Source organism: Sphingopyxis sp. OPL5 (assembly GCF_003797775.2).
Classification (GTDB): Bacteria; Pseudomonadota; Alphaproteobacteria; order Sphingomonadales; family Sphingomonadaceae; genus Sphingopyxis.
On record NZ_CP060725.1, the window covers coordinates 3,554,482 to 3,570,542 of the forward strand.

The 16,061-nt window shown below is 64.6% G+C and carries 13 protein-coding genes and 1 tRNA gene; 5 read left to right on the top strand and 9 right to left on the bottom strand.

From position 1 onward, the window contains the following. The first annotated feature begins 31 nt into the window (after nt 1–31). A tRNA-Phe gene (locus EEB18_RS17115) sits at nt 32–107 on the top strand. A gap of 40 nt (nt 108–147) precedes the next feature. On the opposite strand, the gene EEB18_RS17120 is transcribed toward EEB18_RS17115, so the two are convergent. Beyond that, the gene (locus EEB18_RS17120; protein ID WP_187140325.1) at nt 148–1,275 is read right to left on the bottom strand and encodes an EF-hand domain-containing protein; all 1,128 of its coding nucleotides are present in this window, start codon (nt 1,273–1,275) and stop codon (nt 148–150) included. 286 nt (nt 1,276–1,561) lie between these two features. Here EEB18_RS17120 and EEB18_RS17125 point away from each other — a divergent pair, with 286 nt between their 5' ends. Further along, on the top strand, nt 1,562–4,219 hold the full coding sequence (locus tag EEB18_RS17125) for a TonB-dependent receptor (RefSeq protein ID WP_262407978.1): 2,658 nt from the start codon (nt 1,562–1,564) through the stop codon (nt 4,217–4,219). Nucleotides 4,220–4,345: 126 nt separating this feature from the next. Here the strand turns inward: EEB18_RS17125 and EEB18_RS17130 are convergent, their stop codons facing one another. Further along, entirely contained in the window at nt 4,346–7,378 is a 3,033-nt protein-coding gene (locus EEB18_RS17130) for a TonB-dependent receptor (RefSeq protein ID WP_187140326.1), read from the bottom strand. Nucleotides 7,379–7,815: 437 nt separating this feature from the next. On the opposite strand from EEB18_RS17130, the gene folE reads away from it, so the two are divergent. Then, a complete protein-coding gene (folE, locus tag EEB18_RS17135) occupies nt 7,816–8,412 on the top strand; it encodes a GTP cyclohydrolase I FolE (RefSeq protein ID WP_056346841.1) in 597 nt (198 codons plus the stop codon). On the opposite strand, the gene EEB18_RS17140 is transcribed toward folE, so the two are convergent. From EEB18_RS17140 to EEB18_RS17170, 7 genes are all read right to left on the bottom strand, one after another. Continuing rightward, on the bottom strand, nt 8,393–9,136 hold the full coding sequence (locus EEB18_RS17140) for a class I SAM-dependent methyltransferase (protein WP_187140327.1): 744 nt from the start codon (nt 9,134–9,136) through the stop codon (nt 8,393–8,395). The two genes, folE and EEB18_RS17140, sit on opposite strands and share 20 nt — an antisense overlap. Nucleotides 9,137–9,141: 5 nt before the next feature. Beyond that, nucleotides 9,142–9,798 (bottom strand): Fe2+-dependent dioxygenase, encoded by a 657-nt coding sequence (locus tag EEB18_RS17145; protein WP_187140328.1) that lies wholly within the window; start codon nt 9,796–9,798, stop codon nt 9,142–9,144. 8 nt (nt 9,799–9,806) lie between these two features. Continuing rightward, the gene (locus tag EEB18_RS17150) at nt 9,807–10,844 is read right to left on the bottom strand and encodes a hypothetical protein (RefSeq protein ID WP_187140329.1); all 1,038 of its coding nucleotides are present in this window, start codon (nt 10,842–10,844) and stop codon (nt 9,807–9,809) included. A 296-nt stretch (nt 10,845–11,140) separates the two neighbouring features. Next, nucleotides 11,141–11,764: a 50S ribosomal protein L9 gene (gene rplI, locus EEB18_RS17155; protein ID WP_056346850.1), complete on the bottom strand. Its 624-nt coding sequence runs from the start codon at nt 11,762–11,764 to the stop codon at nt 11,141–11,143. 14 nt (nt 11,765–11,778) lie between these two features. Further along, nucleotides 11,779–12,003, bottom strand: coding sequence for a 30S ribosomal protein S18 (gene rpsR, locus EEB18_RS17160; RefSeq protein ID WP_056346852.1), 225 nt, complete (start codon nt 12,001–12,003; stop codon nt 11,779–11,781). An 11-nt stretch (nt 12,004–12,014) separates the two neighbouring features. Further along, nucleotides 12,015–12,383 (bottom strand): 30S ribosomal protein S6, encoded by a 369-nt coding sequence (rpsF, locus tag EEB18_RS17165; protein WP_056346855.1) that lies wholly within the window; start codon nt 12,381–12,383, stop codon nt 12,015–12,017. 347 nt (nt 12,384–12,730) lie between these two features. Beyond that, on the bottom strand, nt 12,731–14,110 hold the full coding sequence (locus tag EEB18_RS17170; protein WP_187138955.1) for a Mur ligase family protein: 1,380 nt from the start codon (nt 14,108–14,110) through the stop codon (nt 12,731–12,733). Between the two features lie 55 nt (nt 14,111–14,165). Here EEB18_RS17170 and EEB18_RS17175 point away from each other — a divergent pair, with 55 nt between their 5' ends. After that, entirely contained in the window at nt 14,166–14,993 is an 828-nt protein-coding gene (locus EEB18_RS17175) for an LD-carboxypeptidase (protein WP_187138954.1), read from the top strand. Between the two features lie 110 nt (nt 14,994–15,103). Continuing rightward, nucleotides 15,104–16,042, top strand: a complete 939-nt coding sequence (gene fabD / locus EEB18_RS17180) for an ACP S-malonyltransferase (protein WP_187138953.1) — start codon at nt 15,104–15,106, stop codon at nt 16,040–16,042. The last annotated feature ends 19 nt before the right edge of the window (nt 16,043–16,061 follow it).

Below are 16,061 nucleotides of genomic sequence, written 5' to 3' on the forward strand. Positions count from 1 at the left end.
CCAGCGGGCCGGTCGGCTTCGCGAGGCCCGTGCCCGGGTAGCTCAGTTGGTAGAGCATGCGACTGAAAATCGCAGTGTCGGCGGTTCGAATCCGTCCCCGGGCACCACTTTTCCCATCCTTGTGACGTCAACCGGACGGTCTCGCGGTCATTCGTCCGGCGTCGCCGCGATCGTGCCCGAGGGTAGCGATATCCGGTCGGCGGCATAGTCGGCGAACATCGCGTCGGGATCGCGCTTCAGCGAAAAGCGGATCGATGCGCGGGCGCGCTCGGCCTCTTCCTCGGTGGTCGAGCTGAAATAATTGGGGCACCCCGCCTTCGAGATCGTGATCTTCCTCGCCGGCACCCCGGTGACTCCCGCCGCCGATATGGATCCGCGCCCGGCGCGGTAGGAGGAGGCCACGACATGGCTCACCCGGTCGGTCGCGCCGGTGAGGCGCCAGAGCGTCGTTTCATAGGATGTCAGGACAAGATAGAGCGGTTGCCCGCCCGGCTCGATCGTCACCTCGACCAGCCGCGTCTTTTCCCGCTTGTCGTTGCTCTCGATCTGGACGGGCGAGATCGTCCGGCTCTCATAGCCGCCATAGGCGATCAGCCTCGCAGCGGCGGGCACGGCTGGTAATTGGCAGATTTCGGCCTGCCAGGTCATCTGGCTTTCGCGTATCCGGCCCCGGATCGCCGCAAGTTCCGGCTCCGATGTGGTGCCGTCGCCATCGGCATCGACGGCGCGGAATGCCTTTTCCGCCAAAACGGTCAGTTCGGCGGCGGTCAGCCGGCCGTCGCCGTCGGGATCGGTCGCGAGCAGCGCGACGAGCCGATAGTCCCATGCCTGCTGGCGCGCGGTCGCGGCGGCTTCGGGGAGGGTAATGACGCCATCGCCGTCGATGTCATATTGCTGGAGATGATGCTCGATGCGGCGGTCGCGCGCGGTTTGATCGTCGGGCGTGCCGGAATCGGCGCTCGTGCTCGTCCCGATTTCGTCGCGGGTGATGCGGAGGTCGCCGTCGAGGTCCATCGGCAGGATTCGCTGGATCGGCCCGGCGCGCTGGACCGCTGCGCGCCGTGCCATGGCAAAGTCGATGTCGCCCTGGTCGAGGCCGTCGCCGGCCCGATCCGCCTGGCGAAGCTCGCCGACCACCCGCGCTACATAGTCTTCGATATGGCCGCCGCTGTGGAATCCGTTCACGAGGGCGATCGGAACGTCGGGGACTGCGGGTTGTGCGGCAGCGGATGCCGCGATCGCCAGCGCGGCCGCCGCGGCGATCCCGGGGGGCATGCTCCTATGTGTAGCTTGCATCATGATCTCCTCGCTCGCAGTAGCGTCACCCTAAAGGGGCAAGGTTAAGACATGGCCTATTGTGGCGATGCCATGGCCTGACTTGACCCGTCATGGTGCGGTGCAAACTGTTGCTTTTTGGTCACTTAACCCCGGAAAATCAGTCATGTGATAACGCCGCCCCGTTGACGCGGCGAACCGGGCGGCTAGAGCCGCCAGTTCCCGCTGGAGCATCCCCTCCTTTGGCCCATGGGCCGCGTTCCGGCGGGTTGGAGAGAGAGACCTCATGACCTTGCGCAACATCCTGTTGGGCGCCACCATGCTGTGCGCCGCAACCACCCCTGCCTTCGCCTTTGCCCAGGACGCCGCCCCGGCCGCCGACACGACGACCGAAACCGTCGATTATGGCAACGAGATCATCGTCACCGCGACCAAGCGCTCGCAGACGCTGCAGGACACGCCCGTCGCCGTTTCGGTGACCTCGGCCGCCGACCTCGAGCGTTCGCAGATCCGCGACCTCATCGACCTGCAGTCGGCGGTGCCGAGCCTGCGCGTGTCGCAGCTCCAGTCGAGCGCGAACACCAACTTCATCATCCGCGGCTTCGGCAACGGCGCGAACAATGCCGGGATCGAACCGTCGGTCGGCGTCTTCATCGACGGCGTCTATCGCTCGCGCTCGGCCGCCCAGATCGGCGACCTTCCCGCCGTCGAGCGCATCGAAGTGCTGCGCGGCCCGCAGTCGACCCTGTTCGGCAAGAACGCCTCGGCAGGCGTGATCAGTATCGTCACGCAGAAGCCGCAGTTCAAGTTCGGCGGCAGCGCCGAAGTCACCTATGGCAATTACGACGCCATCACCGTGAAGGGCAATGTCACCGGCCCGATCAGCGACACGATCGCCTTCTCGATCGGCGGCAACTACAATCGCCGCGACGGCTATGCCCAGGACCTGAAGCTCGGCACCGACGTCAACGACCGCAACCGTTACGGCGTGCGCGGCCAGCTGTTGTTCGAACCGACCGACGCGCTGTCGATCCGCCTGATCGGCGATTATGACAAGATCGACGAAAATTGCTGCATCGCCGGTAACGTCATCGCCGGTCCCACCGTCGCGATCACCAACGCGCTGGCGGGCGGCGCTAGCGTCGACGCGAACAACCCCTTCTCGTACAATGTGTACAACAACTTCCTGTCGTCGAACAAAATCAAGAACTACGGCGGTTCGGCCCAGATCGATTACGACCTCGGCAACCTCGCGCTGACCTCGATCACCGCCTATCGTCAGGTTCGTGCCGACACCAACCAGGATTCGGATTTCACCGGTGCCGACCTGATCGGTGAGAAGAGCGATTATGTCGACATCGACACCTTCACGCAGGAATTCCGCGTCGCGTCCGACTTCGACGGCCCGCTCAACTTCCTGCTCGGCGGCTATTATTTCAATGAGAAGATCGACCAGCAGAGCGCGATCAAGTTCGGAAACGACTTCCGTCCCTATGCCAGCGCGCTGATTCAGCAGGCGAGCGGCGGGGCGTTCAACGTGGCACAGCTTGAGGCGGTGATGGGCAGCGCCAATGGCACCAACTACAGCGGTCAGTTCTTCCGCGCCGGCGACGGTCTCGACGAAGCTTATCGCCTGAAGAACGAAGCCTTCTCGCTGTTCGGCACGGTCGATCTGGAAGTGACCGACCGCCTTACCTTCACGGTCGGCGCGAACTATACCAAGGATCGCAAGCGTTTTGCGACCAATGTGGTCAGCAGTGACGTGTTTTCCGGTATCGATCTGACCGGGACCGGCGGACGGGCGCTGACGCAGCAGTTCGTCGCGACGCAGGTCGGGGCGGCTCTGGGACTGCCCACCGGACAGCTTGCCAGTGCCGCGCAAATTCAGGCGTTCGCACAGGCCCAGCCCGCCGGCTTCCAGCAGATCGCAACGGTCGGAACGCAATTTGGTCAGCTGAATGCGGGACTCAACCCCGCCGACGTGGCGAATGACGGCAATCCCCTGACCGTCGGCAACCCCCTGCTGGCCCTGCGGCCGCTCCAGTTCCTGCCGCCGTTCCTGAACCTGCCCAATGCGGTCGAGCCCGGCAAGACCAACGACAGCGATCTCGCCTACAGCGTCCGCGCTTCCTATGAACTCACCGACACGGTCAACCTCTATGCGACCTATGCGACGGGCTTCAAGGCGAGCTCGGTCAATCTGTCGCGCGACAGCCGTCCGCTCGCCAGCGACCTGCCGGCGATCATCAGCGGCGGTCTGGGCACGGTGAACCTCACCTCGGGTTCGCGTTTCGCGGCGCCGGAAGAATCGACCGTTTATGAAGCGGGCCTCAAGGCCAACTGGTCGGTCGCGTCGCTGAACCTCGCGGTGTTCAAGCAGTCGATCAAGGGCTTCCAGTCGAACATCTTCACCGGGACCGGCTTCGCGCTCGCCAATGCGGGCAAGCAGTCGACCTTCGGCGTCGAGTTCGACGGCTCGGTCCGCCCGGTCGAGGGCCTGAACCTGACGATGGCGCTCACCTATCTCGACCCGAAGTACGACAGCTTCATCAATTCGGCGTTCGGCGATATCTCGGGCAGCACGCCCGCGGGCATCCCGGCGCTGACGGTGTCGGCTGGCGGTACCTACACGCATGAATTCGCGGGCGGTACGCGCGCGATCCTGCACGTCGACTATCATTATGAGAGCCCGGTGCAGATCGTCGAGGGCCTGACCGGTTTCCCGGCCAGCGTCGCGCAGAATCTGAAGCGCGAAGTCAACCAGCTCAACGCATCGTTCACCGTCGCGCTGACCAATGGCGTCGAAGTCGGCGTGTGGGGCCGCAACCTCACCAACGCGACCTATCTGACGACGATCTTCCCCGCGGTTGCGCAGTCGGGCAGCGTTTCGGGCTATCCGAACCAGCCGCGCACCTATGGCGGTGTCGTTCGCTTCAAATTCTGAGGATCGGGATAGCGAGGGGCGGCACGCCTGCCCCCCGCTATCGGGTCCCCGGATTTCGGGCATAGAAAAACCCGGCCTCTCCGCCGAGAGGCCGGGTTTTCTTGTGGGCGTCGCCGCCGTCGAGCTTTAGAACTTCACGCCCGCCGCGATGCCGTAGCGGCGCGGTTCGAGGGTGAAGATGTTGGTGTAGTTACCCGACGACTGGTCGGTGATGTACAGGCCCGTGACGCTCGACGAGTTGAACAGGTTCTGGATGAACCCCTTCACATACCATTTGTCGTCGGTACCGTTCAGCTGCATCTGGGCGTTGACCTGGGCATAGCCGTTGATCTTGTTCACACTGCCGTTGAAGATGCTGCCATAGCTGTCGCCGGTGTAGGCGAGGTCGACGCGCGGAACGAGCGACATGCCGTCCCCGAAGTTGATGGTGTACTGGACGCCCGCCGAGAATTTATAGTTCGGCGCCTGCGGCAACTTGTTGCCCTTGAGGTTGACGGGGATGCCAGCGGAGAAATATTCGACACCGCCGAAGTTCGCCGGGTTGAGACCCAGCGGAGCGAAGGCGCCCTGTGCTGCGGCGCTCAGAACACCGCAAATGCCGAATGCGCCGGTCGAGGCAATGCCACCGTCGGACGGGAAGGGCGTTGTTCCCTGCAATCCGGCGCCAGGCTGGATGCCGGGGATAACGCGCGTGGTAACCGCCGGATCGGGATTGATGTCCGGGTTGGTGTTGATCAGATTGTTCACCTGATTCACGAACGCATTGATTCCCGCGACATTCCCCGATGTGGACGCGACGGCGCAGTTCGCGGCATTGGTGATGTCCTTGACGATCACCGCATCGGCACGGCCGCCGCCAAAGTCACGCGGGTTGCTGCTGAACTCGTCGCCAGACACTTTGGTGTTCAGATAGCTGAAGCCCAGGTTGATGACGAGGTTCGGATCGGGACGGACGATGCCTTCGGCCTCGAAGCCCCAGATATTGGCGTTGATATTGTCGTTGACCGCGGTACGGGCGACGATCTTGCTGAGCTGAAGATCCTTGTACTTGTAGTAGAAGGCGGTGAGGTTCAGCTGCAGCGCGCCGTTGCCGAAGGTGTTCTTCGAACCGATTTCGAACGCGTCGACCTGTTCGGGCTTGAAGCTTTCGGGCACCGCGAAGATCGGCTGCAGCGGCGGGTTGATGCCACCCGATTTATAGCCCCGCGAATAGGAGGCGTAGATCAGATTATCCTCGGTGACCTTGAAGTCGAGGACCGCGCGTCCGGTCAGCTTGTTGAACTTCACGCTGCGCGCCTGGATGATCTGGTTGCCCGGCGTGCCGGGATCGGCGTCGAACGAACCGACGAAGGGCGAACCGAATACGTCGCCGGTCTGGCTGAACGGCGTCAGGAAGCTGGCGAGGGTCGAGCGCGCCGTCACCGCCTTCTTGTCGTTGTTGTAGCGCAGACCCGCGGTCAGTTTCAGCCGGTCGTTGAACTCGAAATAGGCCTCGCCGAAGATGCCATAGGATTTGATCTTCAAATCGTCGGTGTTGTTGCGGAAGAACGGCGTCGCGAGGAACGACGGCGGCAGGCCATTGGCGAAGCTGTTGAACGCGCCGAGAACGCCGGTCAGATAGTCGATCGGGAAGGCGTTCACATAATAGCTGTTCTCGGTCAGGTGGTAATCGGCATAGATGCCGCCGACGAGGAAGTTGAACGGACCGTCGAGGTCGCTGCTCAAGATCGCTTCGCCCGACCAGCTCGTATTATACTGGTTCGACCGGTCGAACTGCAGCGAGGTCGCGTCGCAGATCTTGTTGCCGCCGAACGAGCCGAAGCCGGTTTCCTCGGGCAGCGAGGTGCAGAGCGGGCCGTTCGGGCCCTGCGGAATGATCGCGGCGGCGACCGGCGCGAAATAGGCGGCCGAACCGGGAACAAAGGCGGGAAAGGGTGCCGGCAGACCGGTCGGGATGCCATTGGCGGCAAAGAAGGCCAGCGTGTTCAGGCCGCCCGCATACAGGGCCCGATTGCCGACGTTGCTGTTATAGTCCTGCATCGAGTCGAGCTTGACCTTTTGGTACTGGCCCGAAACCTGCAGCGAGACCGGCCCGAAATTATGCTCGATCTCGCCCTGCAGCGTCAGTTCGCTGGTGAAATATTGCGGGGTGAAGGCGGTGTTCACGGTACGCGAATCGGCGGGGATCGTCGTGTTGGCATAGACGTCGGGACCATAGAGGCTGCCGAGTGCGAACGCCGTCGGGATACCCTGGGTCGCGAGGAATTCCTTCGACGTCAGCGCGGCGGTAAAGGTCGCATTGCCGTTGAACGGCGAATTGTCGCGGCGGGTGTTCAGACAGCCGAGGATACCGGTCGGGTCGCGCTGGCACTGTTGTTTCTGGATGCGGGTGCGCTTGTCGCGTTCGTGGAAATAGGAAGCGAGGAAATCGACGGTGGTATCCGGGGTCGGCTCCCAGCGGATCGAACCGCGCACCGAATACAGGTCGCGGTCGTCGATGCGGGTATTGAGGAACGTGTTCTTGGTATAGCCGTCGCGGTTGAGGTAGATGCCCGCGACGCGCAGGGCCAGGGTGTCGCCGATGGGAATATTCACCATCGCCTTGCCCTTCATCGAATCATAATTGCCGTACTCGGCTTCGGCGGCGGCTTCGAACGCGCCGAGCTTGGGCTTGGCGGTGATGACGTTGACCACGCCCGAGGTCGCGTTGCGGCCGAACAGCGTGCCCTGCGGCCCGCGCAGCACTTCGATGCGTTCGAGGTCGAAGAATTCGGTTTCGAACAGGCGGGTTGAGAAGAGCGGGTCGCCGTTCAGGTGGATCGCGGTCGCGCTGTCGCAGGTCGTGCCGACGCAAAGGTCGCCGATGCCGCGGATGGTAAAGCTCGCGCCGGTGAAGTTGGTCTTGGTGAAGGTGACGTTGGGCAGCGTCAGCTGAAGATCCGATGGCGTCTTGATCTGCTGCGCCTCGAGCGCTTCGGTCGAAAAGGCGCTGACCGCGATGGGAACGTCCTGCAGGCGTTCGGACTGGCGCTGCGCGGTCACGACGATTTCGCCGCCGAATGCGTCGCGTTCGGTCTCGTCCGCCGCGTTCTGCGCGAACGCCGGGCTCGCCACCGACATCGCAAGGATCGAGGTGCCGATCAGTGCCTTGAACTTCATATATAGCCTCCCTTTTTCGATCCGCGTCGCGGATCGCCCAATTGCATCACTCAATTGGGAGGGGATGTGTCCAGACGTGTGACTACGAGCGCCGAACCTCATCGGTCCGGCGCGAGCGCGTGCGCGATATATTGTAGCCAGCCGTGCTGGGCATCGTCCTCTCCCCCCGGCGCTCGGGGAATAACGCCGGCTCTCCGATCACGGCCTGCTTGAGCAGGCTCTGTAACCTCATAAAACTGCGCCCAGTTGACGAAAGCGTCAAGTGACTTGTTGAACCAGATTCACCTGCTGGAATATTATTACGCGAGACGAGAAAAAAGCTCCGATTCCGCAACGTAAGCTTTGCCCGCTGGAGCAAATTATTGTCGCGCGGGGCTTGCTTCGCGGCGCTTTCGTCCCGAAATGTGCGACATGATAGCAACAGTGAAGGCGGGCGGATGACGAAGGTGGAAGTGGGACCGGACGGCAGGCCGGTGGTGCCCGACGCGGTCCTCGATGCGGTCCGCACGCTGATCACATGGGCCGGCGACGACGTGTCGCGCGAGGGCCTGCTCGACACGCCGAAACGGGTCGCGCGCGCCTGGCTCGAATATTGCCAGGGCTATGCCGAGGACCCGGCGATCCACCTGTCGCGCACCTTCGAAGAGGTCGGCGGGTACGACGAGATCGTCCTGCTGCGCGACATCCCGTTCCAGTCGCACTGCGAACATCATATGGCGCCGATCACCGGCAAGGCGTCGATTGCCTATCTGCCCAAGGACCGCGTCGTCGGCATCTCGAAACTGGCGCGCGTGCTCAACGGTTACGCGCGCCGCCTGCAGGTGCAGGAGCGGCTGACCGCCGAGGTTGCGAAATGCATCTGGGACAATCTCCAGCCGCATGGCGTCGCGGTCGTCATCGACGCCCAGCATGGCTGCATGACCGGACGCGGCGTGCGCACCCCGGGCGTCGGCATGGTGACCAGCCGGCTGCTCGGCTGCTTCCTTGAGGATGAACGCAGCCGCAAGGAAGTGCTCAGCCTGATGGGCTATTGAGCCGCGGCTGCGGGGTGCAATAAAAACCGATGCTGGGCGATACCGCGCGGGGGACCCAGCCATAGGGCGAACGGTGCACCGCCTGGATGTCGAGATGCGCCGCGATCACCCGTTGCAGCGCGCGCCAGTCGAAGCCCTTGTGTCCGGTCCGGTGCGGCGCGACCTTGTCGAGGCGGTAGGTCGCCGAGTGGAAAGTGTCCTGCCAGCTATATTCGCGGTGCCGCCGATATCCGATCATCGCCGACCCCAGGTTCTTGACTGCGATGGCGGGACCGATCTCGTTCGGTACGGTGCAATAGAATCCGTCGATCTCGGCGCGACCGATATGCTCGACCAGCACCGCGACCTGGTCTGCGGGAATATGTTCGAGGGTTTCGAGCGCGATGACCAGGTCGACCTGGTCGATCAGGTCGAGCCGGTTGCCGATGATGTTCCGCACGGCCCGAAAATTGGGGCGGTCGCCGAAACGGTCGCGGGCGACTGCGCATAGCTTCTGGCGCATTTCGACACCGACATAGTCGATGGCGAACCGGGGATTGAGCAGGCCGAAGGCGCGCGCGCTGCCGCAGCCGATGTCGAGGATTCGGATCGGCTTGCCGCCGCGGAAACTCGATAGCGCTGCGACGACGCCGAGCAGGTTCTTGTAGCGGACCGAATGGAGAAAGCGGGTGACCGCGCTGTAGTTGAGCCGGGCTTCGTAGCGGGTTTCTTCGTGGCCACTCACCGGCCCTAGCGCCGCCACATCCGCAGCAGCTGATATTGCACCGCCTGCAGCCGCGTATAATTTTCGGGATCCATCTTGCCGCCCTCGAGCGCCGCGACCTCGTTGAGTTCGTACATCAGATTGCGGTGCGCGACGTCGGGGATCAGGCTCTGGATGAAGGTGATCGCGACCAGCCGTTCGCCGCGGGTCACCGGCTCGACCTCGTGCAGCGTGTGCGAGGGATAGACGATCGCGACGCCCGGAGCTTCCTTGAAGCGCAGGTCGGCGTTGCCGAGCTGCACGTGCAGCGCGCCGCCGTCATAATCGGCGGGATCGCCCAGGAACACCGTGCAGCTGACGTCGGTGCGCAGCTGGCCATCGGGCAGCGGGATATAGGCGGCATCGGGGTGCAGCCCGTAATGCATGCCCGGCTTGTAGCGCGTCAGCAGCGGTGGCGCGATCCGCGCGGGAAAGCTGAACTCCATGAAATCGGGATTGCGCACCATCGCGTCGAGCAGGATCTTCGACGAGCGTTCATAGGCCTGCGCATCGTGGAGCTGGAGGTTGTTCTTGATCGTCGAATGCGGGTTGCTGATCTTGCCGTCGACGAACTGGCCGGCCGCGGCGATGTCGCGCAGCGCGCGCACTTCCGCATCGTCGAGCAACTGGACAAGCTTGAACATCGTCGTTCCTATCGGCCGTGGATCGGCAGGTCGCCGACTGTCTTATCGCGTGCGGCGAGCGCTTCAACCCAGGCGATGGCCTCGGCGATCGCCGGAGCGTGCTCGGCGGCGGCCTGCGCCTGCAATTGCCGCCGCAGGTCGGGGCTGTAGCCATGCTCGGGCGCCTTCGAATATTGGCGCATGATCGGCCCCGCGAGCGCGGCCTCGATCCGCGCCGCGTCGAGCGCGAGGCCGAAATGCCGTGCCTGTGCGGTCAGGCTGGTCGCGGGGTCGGCGAGCATCGCCTCGAAATCGACCCACAGGTGGCGCGGGTCGGCCGGCGGCAGGGTGCGCGCGGCGGTCGCCATTTCGCAAAGCCAGCTCATCGCGACACGGGTGATCGGGGCCAGCTGCCAGAGCGCGAAGGGCAGGTCGGGTAACAACACCGCGAGGCGCGCCATGCGGGCGGGCGCCTGCGCCAGTGTTTCGGCAAGCGACGCCTCGCCCGCCAGAATGGTTTCGATGTAGCGCGCGAGCGGGGCGTAGAGAAACAGCGCGCGGCCCGCTTTACCTGTCAGGTCGTCGGCAATCGCAGTAATGACGCTCGACGCCTTGACCATCGCGACCTGTCCGGCGGCGAAACCGCGGCCGAGCCAGCCCGACACCTGCGCCAGCCGCTGGCGATACAGATCGGGCGACCAGACCGACTCCGGCCGATCGATGCGCTCGGCGACCTGCGCCAGCGTGCGCAGCAGCATCGGCTCACGCAGCGGCAGGACGTCGCCCGTCTCGGCGAGCAGCCGCGAGACCAGGGTCGAGCCGACATGGCCGATGTGGAAGATATGGTGCGGGCGCGGTGCCGTCGTGCCGAGGTCGGGCAGCGCATCCCACGCCATCCACTCGCGCCCGATCCGGTCGGTGAGCAGCCGCTGGTCGAGGAAGCTCGCGGCGCGATAATCGGCCTCGGTCAGCAGCGCGATCAGGACGCGGTCGTTCGCGAGGTCCGCCATATGCGGCAACAGGCTCGCGTCACCGGCGAAGCGGCGCTGGAAGGGATCGTCGGCCATCAGTTGCGGCCATAGGAAAGGCGAGGGGGATTGGCCAGCGGGGATCGGCGGGTGGGTGCGTCGGCTTTGGGGTGGGGAGCGGGCACCTATTTCATCGTCACCCCGGGCTTGACCCGGGGCCTGCCTTGCCTTTGGTCCGACGGCGAAAGAAGGGAGGCGGGTCCCGGGTCAAGCCCGGGATGACGATGCGGATTACGCAAACGCGGCGTTCGCCCGCAACCCATCACCCCCAAACAGAAAGGGCCGCGTTCCCTTTCGGAAACGCGGCCCTCTCAAATGGCTTTGGCTGAAAAAGCTCAGGCTTCTTCGGCGTCGTCCGCAACCGCTTCGACGGCGGTTTCCGAAGGCGGCGTGCCTTCTTCGAACTCGTCTTCGCTGTCGGGTTCCAGCGCCGTGGCAGCAGCCTCGGCCTGTTCTTCCTCGAACATCGCGGCGATGACGTCGATGCCCTGCTTCTGCATTTCGGCTTCGTCGGGCGAGCGCGCGACGTTGACGCCGACGGTCACGACGACCTCGGGGTGCAGCTTGACCTTGACGTCGACCAGGCCGAGCGCCTTGATCGGGCGTTCGAGTTCGACCATCGACTTGCCGATGCCGGTGATGCCGTCTTCGGCCAGCGCATCGACGATGTCGCGCACCGAAACCGAACCATAGAGCTGGCCGGTGTTCGACGCCTGGCGGATCAGGACGATCTGCTTGCCGTCGAAATCCTTGGCGCGGCCTTCGGCCTCGCCACGACGTTCGGCGTTGTCAGCCTCGATCTTGCCGCGGTTGGCTTCGAACAGCTTGCGGTTGGTGTCGTTCGCGCGCAGCGCCTTGTTGTTGGGCAACAGGTAATTGCGGGCAAAGCCGTTCTTGACGGTGACGACATCGCCGATACCGCCAAGCTTTTCGATACGTTCGAGCAGGATGATTTCCATCGGACCAGCCCTCCTTACTTAACGATATAGGGGAGCAGGCCGATGTGGCGCGAGCGCTTGATCGCCTTCGCCAGCTCACGCTGCTTCTTGGTGGACACCGCGGTGATGCGCGACGGGACGATCTTGCCACGCTCCGACAGGTAACCCTGGAGCAGGCGGACGTCCTTGTAATCGATGACCGGTGCGTCCTTCGCGGTGAAGGGGCAGGTCTTGCGGCGGCGGAAAAAGGGTCGTGCCATGTCTTTGTTCCTTATTCTTCGCCGTCGCGGTCACGGCCGCCACGGCCGCCCCGACGTTCCTGCTTGCGCATCATGACCGAGGGACCCTTTTCGAGTTCGTCGACCTTGATGGTCATCCAGCGAATGATATCTTCGTTGATCGCAGCCTGACGCTCGATCTCGGCAACGGCTTCGCCCGACACTTCGGCCGACAACATCACATAATGACCCTTGCGGTTCTTCTGGATCTTGTAGGCGAGCTGCTTCAGGCCCCAGGTTTCGGTCTTGTGGACCTCGCCCTTATATTCGCCGATGACGTTGGTGACGGTTTCCGCCAGCGCGTCGACCTGAGCCTGGCTCAGGTCCTGACGCGCGATAAAAACATGCTCGTAGAACGGCATGGTGCGCTTCCTTCGATTTGGCCGATCGCTGGTTCCGCGCCAATCGCGAACCCCCTCCGGCTGTCGTCTCGCTTTGCGAATCGGTGCAAAGCAAACGGGGCGATGGCTCAAAGCCTCGCCCCGATGGCCGCGCCTATACAGATTTGCGCGAGGGAATCAAGCATGCCGCCCCTCTCCCCTTGAGGGAGAGGGTTGCGAAGACTTACCGCCTTGGCGGTTAGTCGAAGCTGGGTGAGGGGTTGCGGTCCGCAGGGCCGCGCGCGCCTCTGGCGCGCAACCCTCATCCAACTACGCCGAGCGCCTTCGGCGCAAGGCTTCGTATCCTTCTCCCTCAAGGGGAGAAGGAACTATGCGAGCTTCGCCAGCAATTCGCGCCCGAACTCGGTCAGCGTATCGTCGCGCGCGCCGAGGATGAGGATGCGGTCGCCCGCTTTCGCCTCATCGAGCATCGCCGCGCCGCAATTGGCGCGCGTCGTCAGGTGGACCGCATCGCCGCCGCCGGCGACGATGTCGGCGACCAGCGCCTCGCTGCCGATGCTGCGGTCGACGGTGCCGCCGAAATAGACGGGATCGCAGACGAACAATTTGTCGCCGTCGCGCATGCCGGCCGTGAAACTGGCGGCGAGTTCCTTGCCCATCTGGCGCAGCGGGCCATAGCCGTGCGGCTGGAAAAACAGCAGCGCGCGGCCCGGCAGTTCGGCTACCGCCGCGAGGGTCGCGGCGACCTTGTCGGGATTATGCGCGAAATCGTCGATCATAGTGACGCCGCCGGCTTGCCCCAGCACCTCATAGCGCCGGGCAAGGCCGGTGAAATCGGCGAGCGCGGCTGCCGACTCCCGGATCGAAATGCCCAGCGCGCGCGCCGCCGCCATCGCTGCCAGCGCATTGGACGCATTGTGGCGCCCCGGCATCCGCAGCCGCACCTCGCACTGCGTGACGTTGAAGTGCGCGGTGAAACGGCACCCGTCCGGCAGTGCCTCGAAATCGCTGCCGCGCATCCCGGCGAGCGGGCTGAAGCCGAAACGCATGACATTCTCGCCGCTCATCAGCGGGCGCGATTCGGGGTCGTCGACATTGACCACCGCGATCCGCGCCTTCGCGGCGAAATCGCTGAACAGCCGATGCAGCTCGTCGAGGCTCTTGTGGTCGAGGCTGATGTTGGTGACCACCGCGACGTCGGGGCGGTAGATCGCGATCGATCCGTCGCTCTCGTCGACCTCGCTCACATAAGTGGCCGCATCGCCGACCAGCGCGCTGGCGAAGGGTGTTTCGTCGCTGGCGAAATTGCGCATCACCGCTCCGTTCATCACCGTGGGTTTGCGTCCAACACGCGCGAGGATCCAGCCGATCATCCCGGTGACAGTCGACTTGCCGCTGGTGCCGCCGACGCCGACAGCCTGCGCCGCTTCGTTGAACAGCGCCGCGTTGAGATCGGCGCGCGTCATGCGGGGGAGGCCCAGCTTGTTGGCGGCGGCGATGTCGGGAACGCTGTCCTCGACCGCGGCCGAAGCGACGAGGGTCTGGCCGGCGGCGACGCCGCTGCCGTCCTGCGGGACCAGCGCGATGCCCTGGCCTTCGATCCACGCGAATTTATCGGGCGAACGCCCCTGGTCGCGGCTGCGATCCGAGCCCGAAACCTGCGCGCCGCGCGCCGCGACGATCATCGCCAGCGGCAACATGCCCGACCCGCCGATGCCGCAAAAGAAATAGGATTTGTTTTCGGTCATGGCGCGGCGTTATGGCGTTGGCGAGGGCTTGGCAAGGGAAGGGGAGGCGAACGCTATGCGCATCGGGATCGTCGCCCCCAGCACCCCCATATTGCCCGACGATGCCGAGGCGGTGCGCGCGCTGGCGAGCCTCGGCTATCCCGACGTCGAACTCGTCTTCGACCCGCAATGTTTCGCAGTGCATGGCCATTTCGCGGGCGAGGAAGGGCATCGCTTCGCGGCGCTGGTCGAGATGGCGAACCGTCCCGACATCGACGCGATCTGGTTCGCGCGCGGCGGTTATGGTGCCTGCCGGATCGCCGAGGACGCGGTTGCGGCGATGACCGATGTCGCGCGCGGCAAGGCGTATCTCGGCTATTCGGACCAGGGCAATCTGCTCGGCGCGCTCTATCGCGACGGCTTCGACCATGTCGCGCACGGGCCGATGGTCGCCGATATCCGCCGCGCGGATGGCGATGCGGCGGTGCTGCGCGCGCTCGACTGGCTCGTCGCGCGCGATCCTGCGGTGTGCGAGCCGGGGCTTCAGCATGGCGCGCGCCACGCGGCGTTCAACCTGATGACGCTGTCGATGCTGCTCGGCACCCCGCTCGAACCCGATCTTGGTGGTCATATATTGCTGGTCGAGGAGGTGAGCGAATATCTCTACGCCTTCGACCGGGCGTTCTTCCATGTCGCCAGCTATCTCGGCCCGCGCGGGCTTGCCGGGCTGCGGCTCGGCCGGGTCAGCGACATCCCCGAAAACGACCGGCCCTTCGGCGCCGACGCCGAGGATATCGCGCGCCACTGGTGTGCGCGCTGCGACATTCCGTATCTTGGCCGCGCCGATATCGGCCATGATGCGGGCAACAAGGTCGTCCCCTTCGGCTTGCATCGCGCGGGGTGAGGGAATAGGCGCCTGACCCTATTGCGTCGCCCCCGCGAGGGCGGGGGCCGCTAGAGTTCGAACGCCAACGGTCCCCGCCTGCGCGGGGGCGACGATATAAGGACAGGGTCATGCGCGCATTCATCTTTCCGGGTCAGGGCAGCCAGGCGGTCGGCATGGGCAAGGCCTTGTCCGACGCGTCGCCGGTCGCGCGCGAGGTGTTCCAGGAGGTCGACGACGCGCTCGGCCAGAAACTGTTCCAGCTGATGACCGAGGGCCCCGAGGACCAGCTGGTCCTTACCGAAAATGCCCAGCCCGCGATCATGGCGAACGCCATCGCGACGCTGCGCGTGCTCGAAAAGGAAGGCGGCGTCACGCTGTCGGCCAAGGCCGATTATGTCGCGGGGCACAGCCTCGGCGAATATAGCGCGCTCTGCGCCGCGGGCGCCTTCGACCTCGCGACCACCGCGCGGCTTTTGAAGACGCGCGGGCAGGCGATGCAGGCGGCGGTGCCCGTCGGCATCGGCGCGATGGCGGCGCTGCTCGGCGCCGACATCGACACCGCGCAGAAGCTCGCCGACGCCGCCGCCGAGGGCGAGGTCTGCACCGTCGCCAACGACAACGACCCGTCGCAGGTCGTGATTTCGGGCCATAAGGGTGCGGTCGAGCGCGCGGTCGCGCTGGTCAAGGATTATGGCATCAAGCGCGGGGTGCTGCTTCCCGTCTCGGCGCCCTTCCACTGCCCGCTGATGCAGCCCGCCGCCGACGCGATGGCCGAAGCGCTCGGCGCCAATCCGCCCGCCGCGCCGTTGGTCCCGGTGGTCGCCAACGTCACCGCCAGCCCGGTGGGCGACGCCGATACGATCCGCGATCTACTGATCCAACAAGTCACCGGCCGCGTCCGCTGGCGCGAAAGCGTCGGTGCGATGGAGGCTATCGGGGTCGGCCAGTTCGTCGAATTCGGCGGCAAGGTGCTCGGCCCGATGGTCAAGCGTAGCGCAAGCGGCGAGGTCGAGGTGACGAGCGTGATCTCGATGGACGATATCGAGGCGCTGCTGAAGACGCTTTGACGAAATATCACTTTTCTCT

Coding starts and splice junctions, on each gene's coding strand:
- EEB18_RS17145 (WP_187140328.1), bottom strand. CDS start 9,798: ATGTTCAAGCTTGTCCAGTTGCTCGACGATGCGGAAGTGCGCGCGCTG.
- EEB18_RS17120 (WP_187140325.1), bottom strand. CDS start 1,275: ATGCCCCCCGGGATCGCCGCGGCGGCCGCGCTGGCGATCGCGGCATCC.
- fabD (WP_187138953.1), top strand. CDS start 15,104: ATGCGCGCATTCATCTTTCCGGGTCAGGGCAGCCAGGCGGTCGGCATG.
- folE (WP_056346841.1), top strand. CDS start 7,816: ATGACGAAGGTGGAAGTGGGACCGGACGGCAGGCCGGTGGTGCCCGAC.
- EEB18_RS17150 (WP_187140329.1), bottom strand. CDS start 10,844: ATGGCCGACGATCCCTTCCAGCGCCGCTTCGCCGGTGACGCGAGCCTG.
- EEB18_RS17170 (WP_187138955.1), bottom strand. CDS start 14,110: ATGACCGAAAACAAATCCTATTTCTTTTGCGGCATCGGCGGGTCGGGC.
- EEB18_RS17130 (WP_187140326.1), bottom strand. CDS start 7,378: ATGAAGTTCAAGGCACTGATCGGCACCTCGATCCTTGCGATGTCGGTG.
- EEB18_RS17175 (WP_187138954.1), top strand. CDS start 14,166: ATGCGCATCGGGATCGTCGCCCCCAGCACCCCCATATTGCCCGACGAT.
- EEB18_RS17125 (WP_262407978.1), top strand. CDS start 1,562: ATGACCTTGCGCAACATCCTGTTGGGCGCCACCATGCTGTGCGCCGCA.
- rplI (WP_056346850.1), bottom strand. CDS start 11,764: ATGGAAATCATCCTGCTCGAACGTATCGAAAAGCTTGGCGGTATCGGC.
- rpsF (WP_056346855.1), bottom strand. CDS start 12,383: ATGCCGTTCTACGAGCATGTTTTTATCGCGCGTCAGGACCTGAGCCAG.
- rpsR (WP_056346852.1), bottom strand. CDS start 12,003: ATGGCACGACCCTTTTTCCGCCGCCGCAAGACCTGCCCCTTCACCGCG.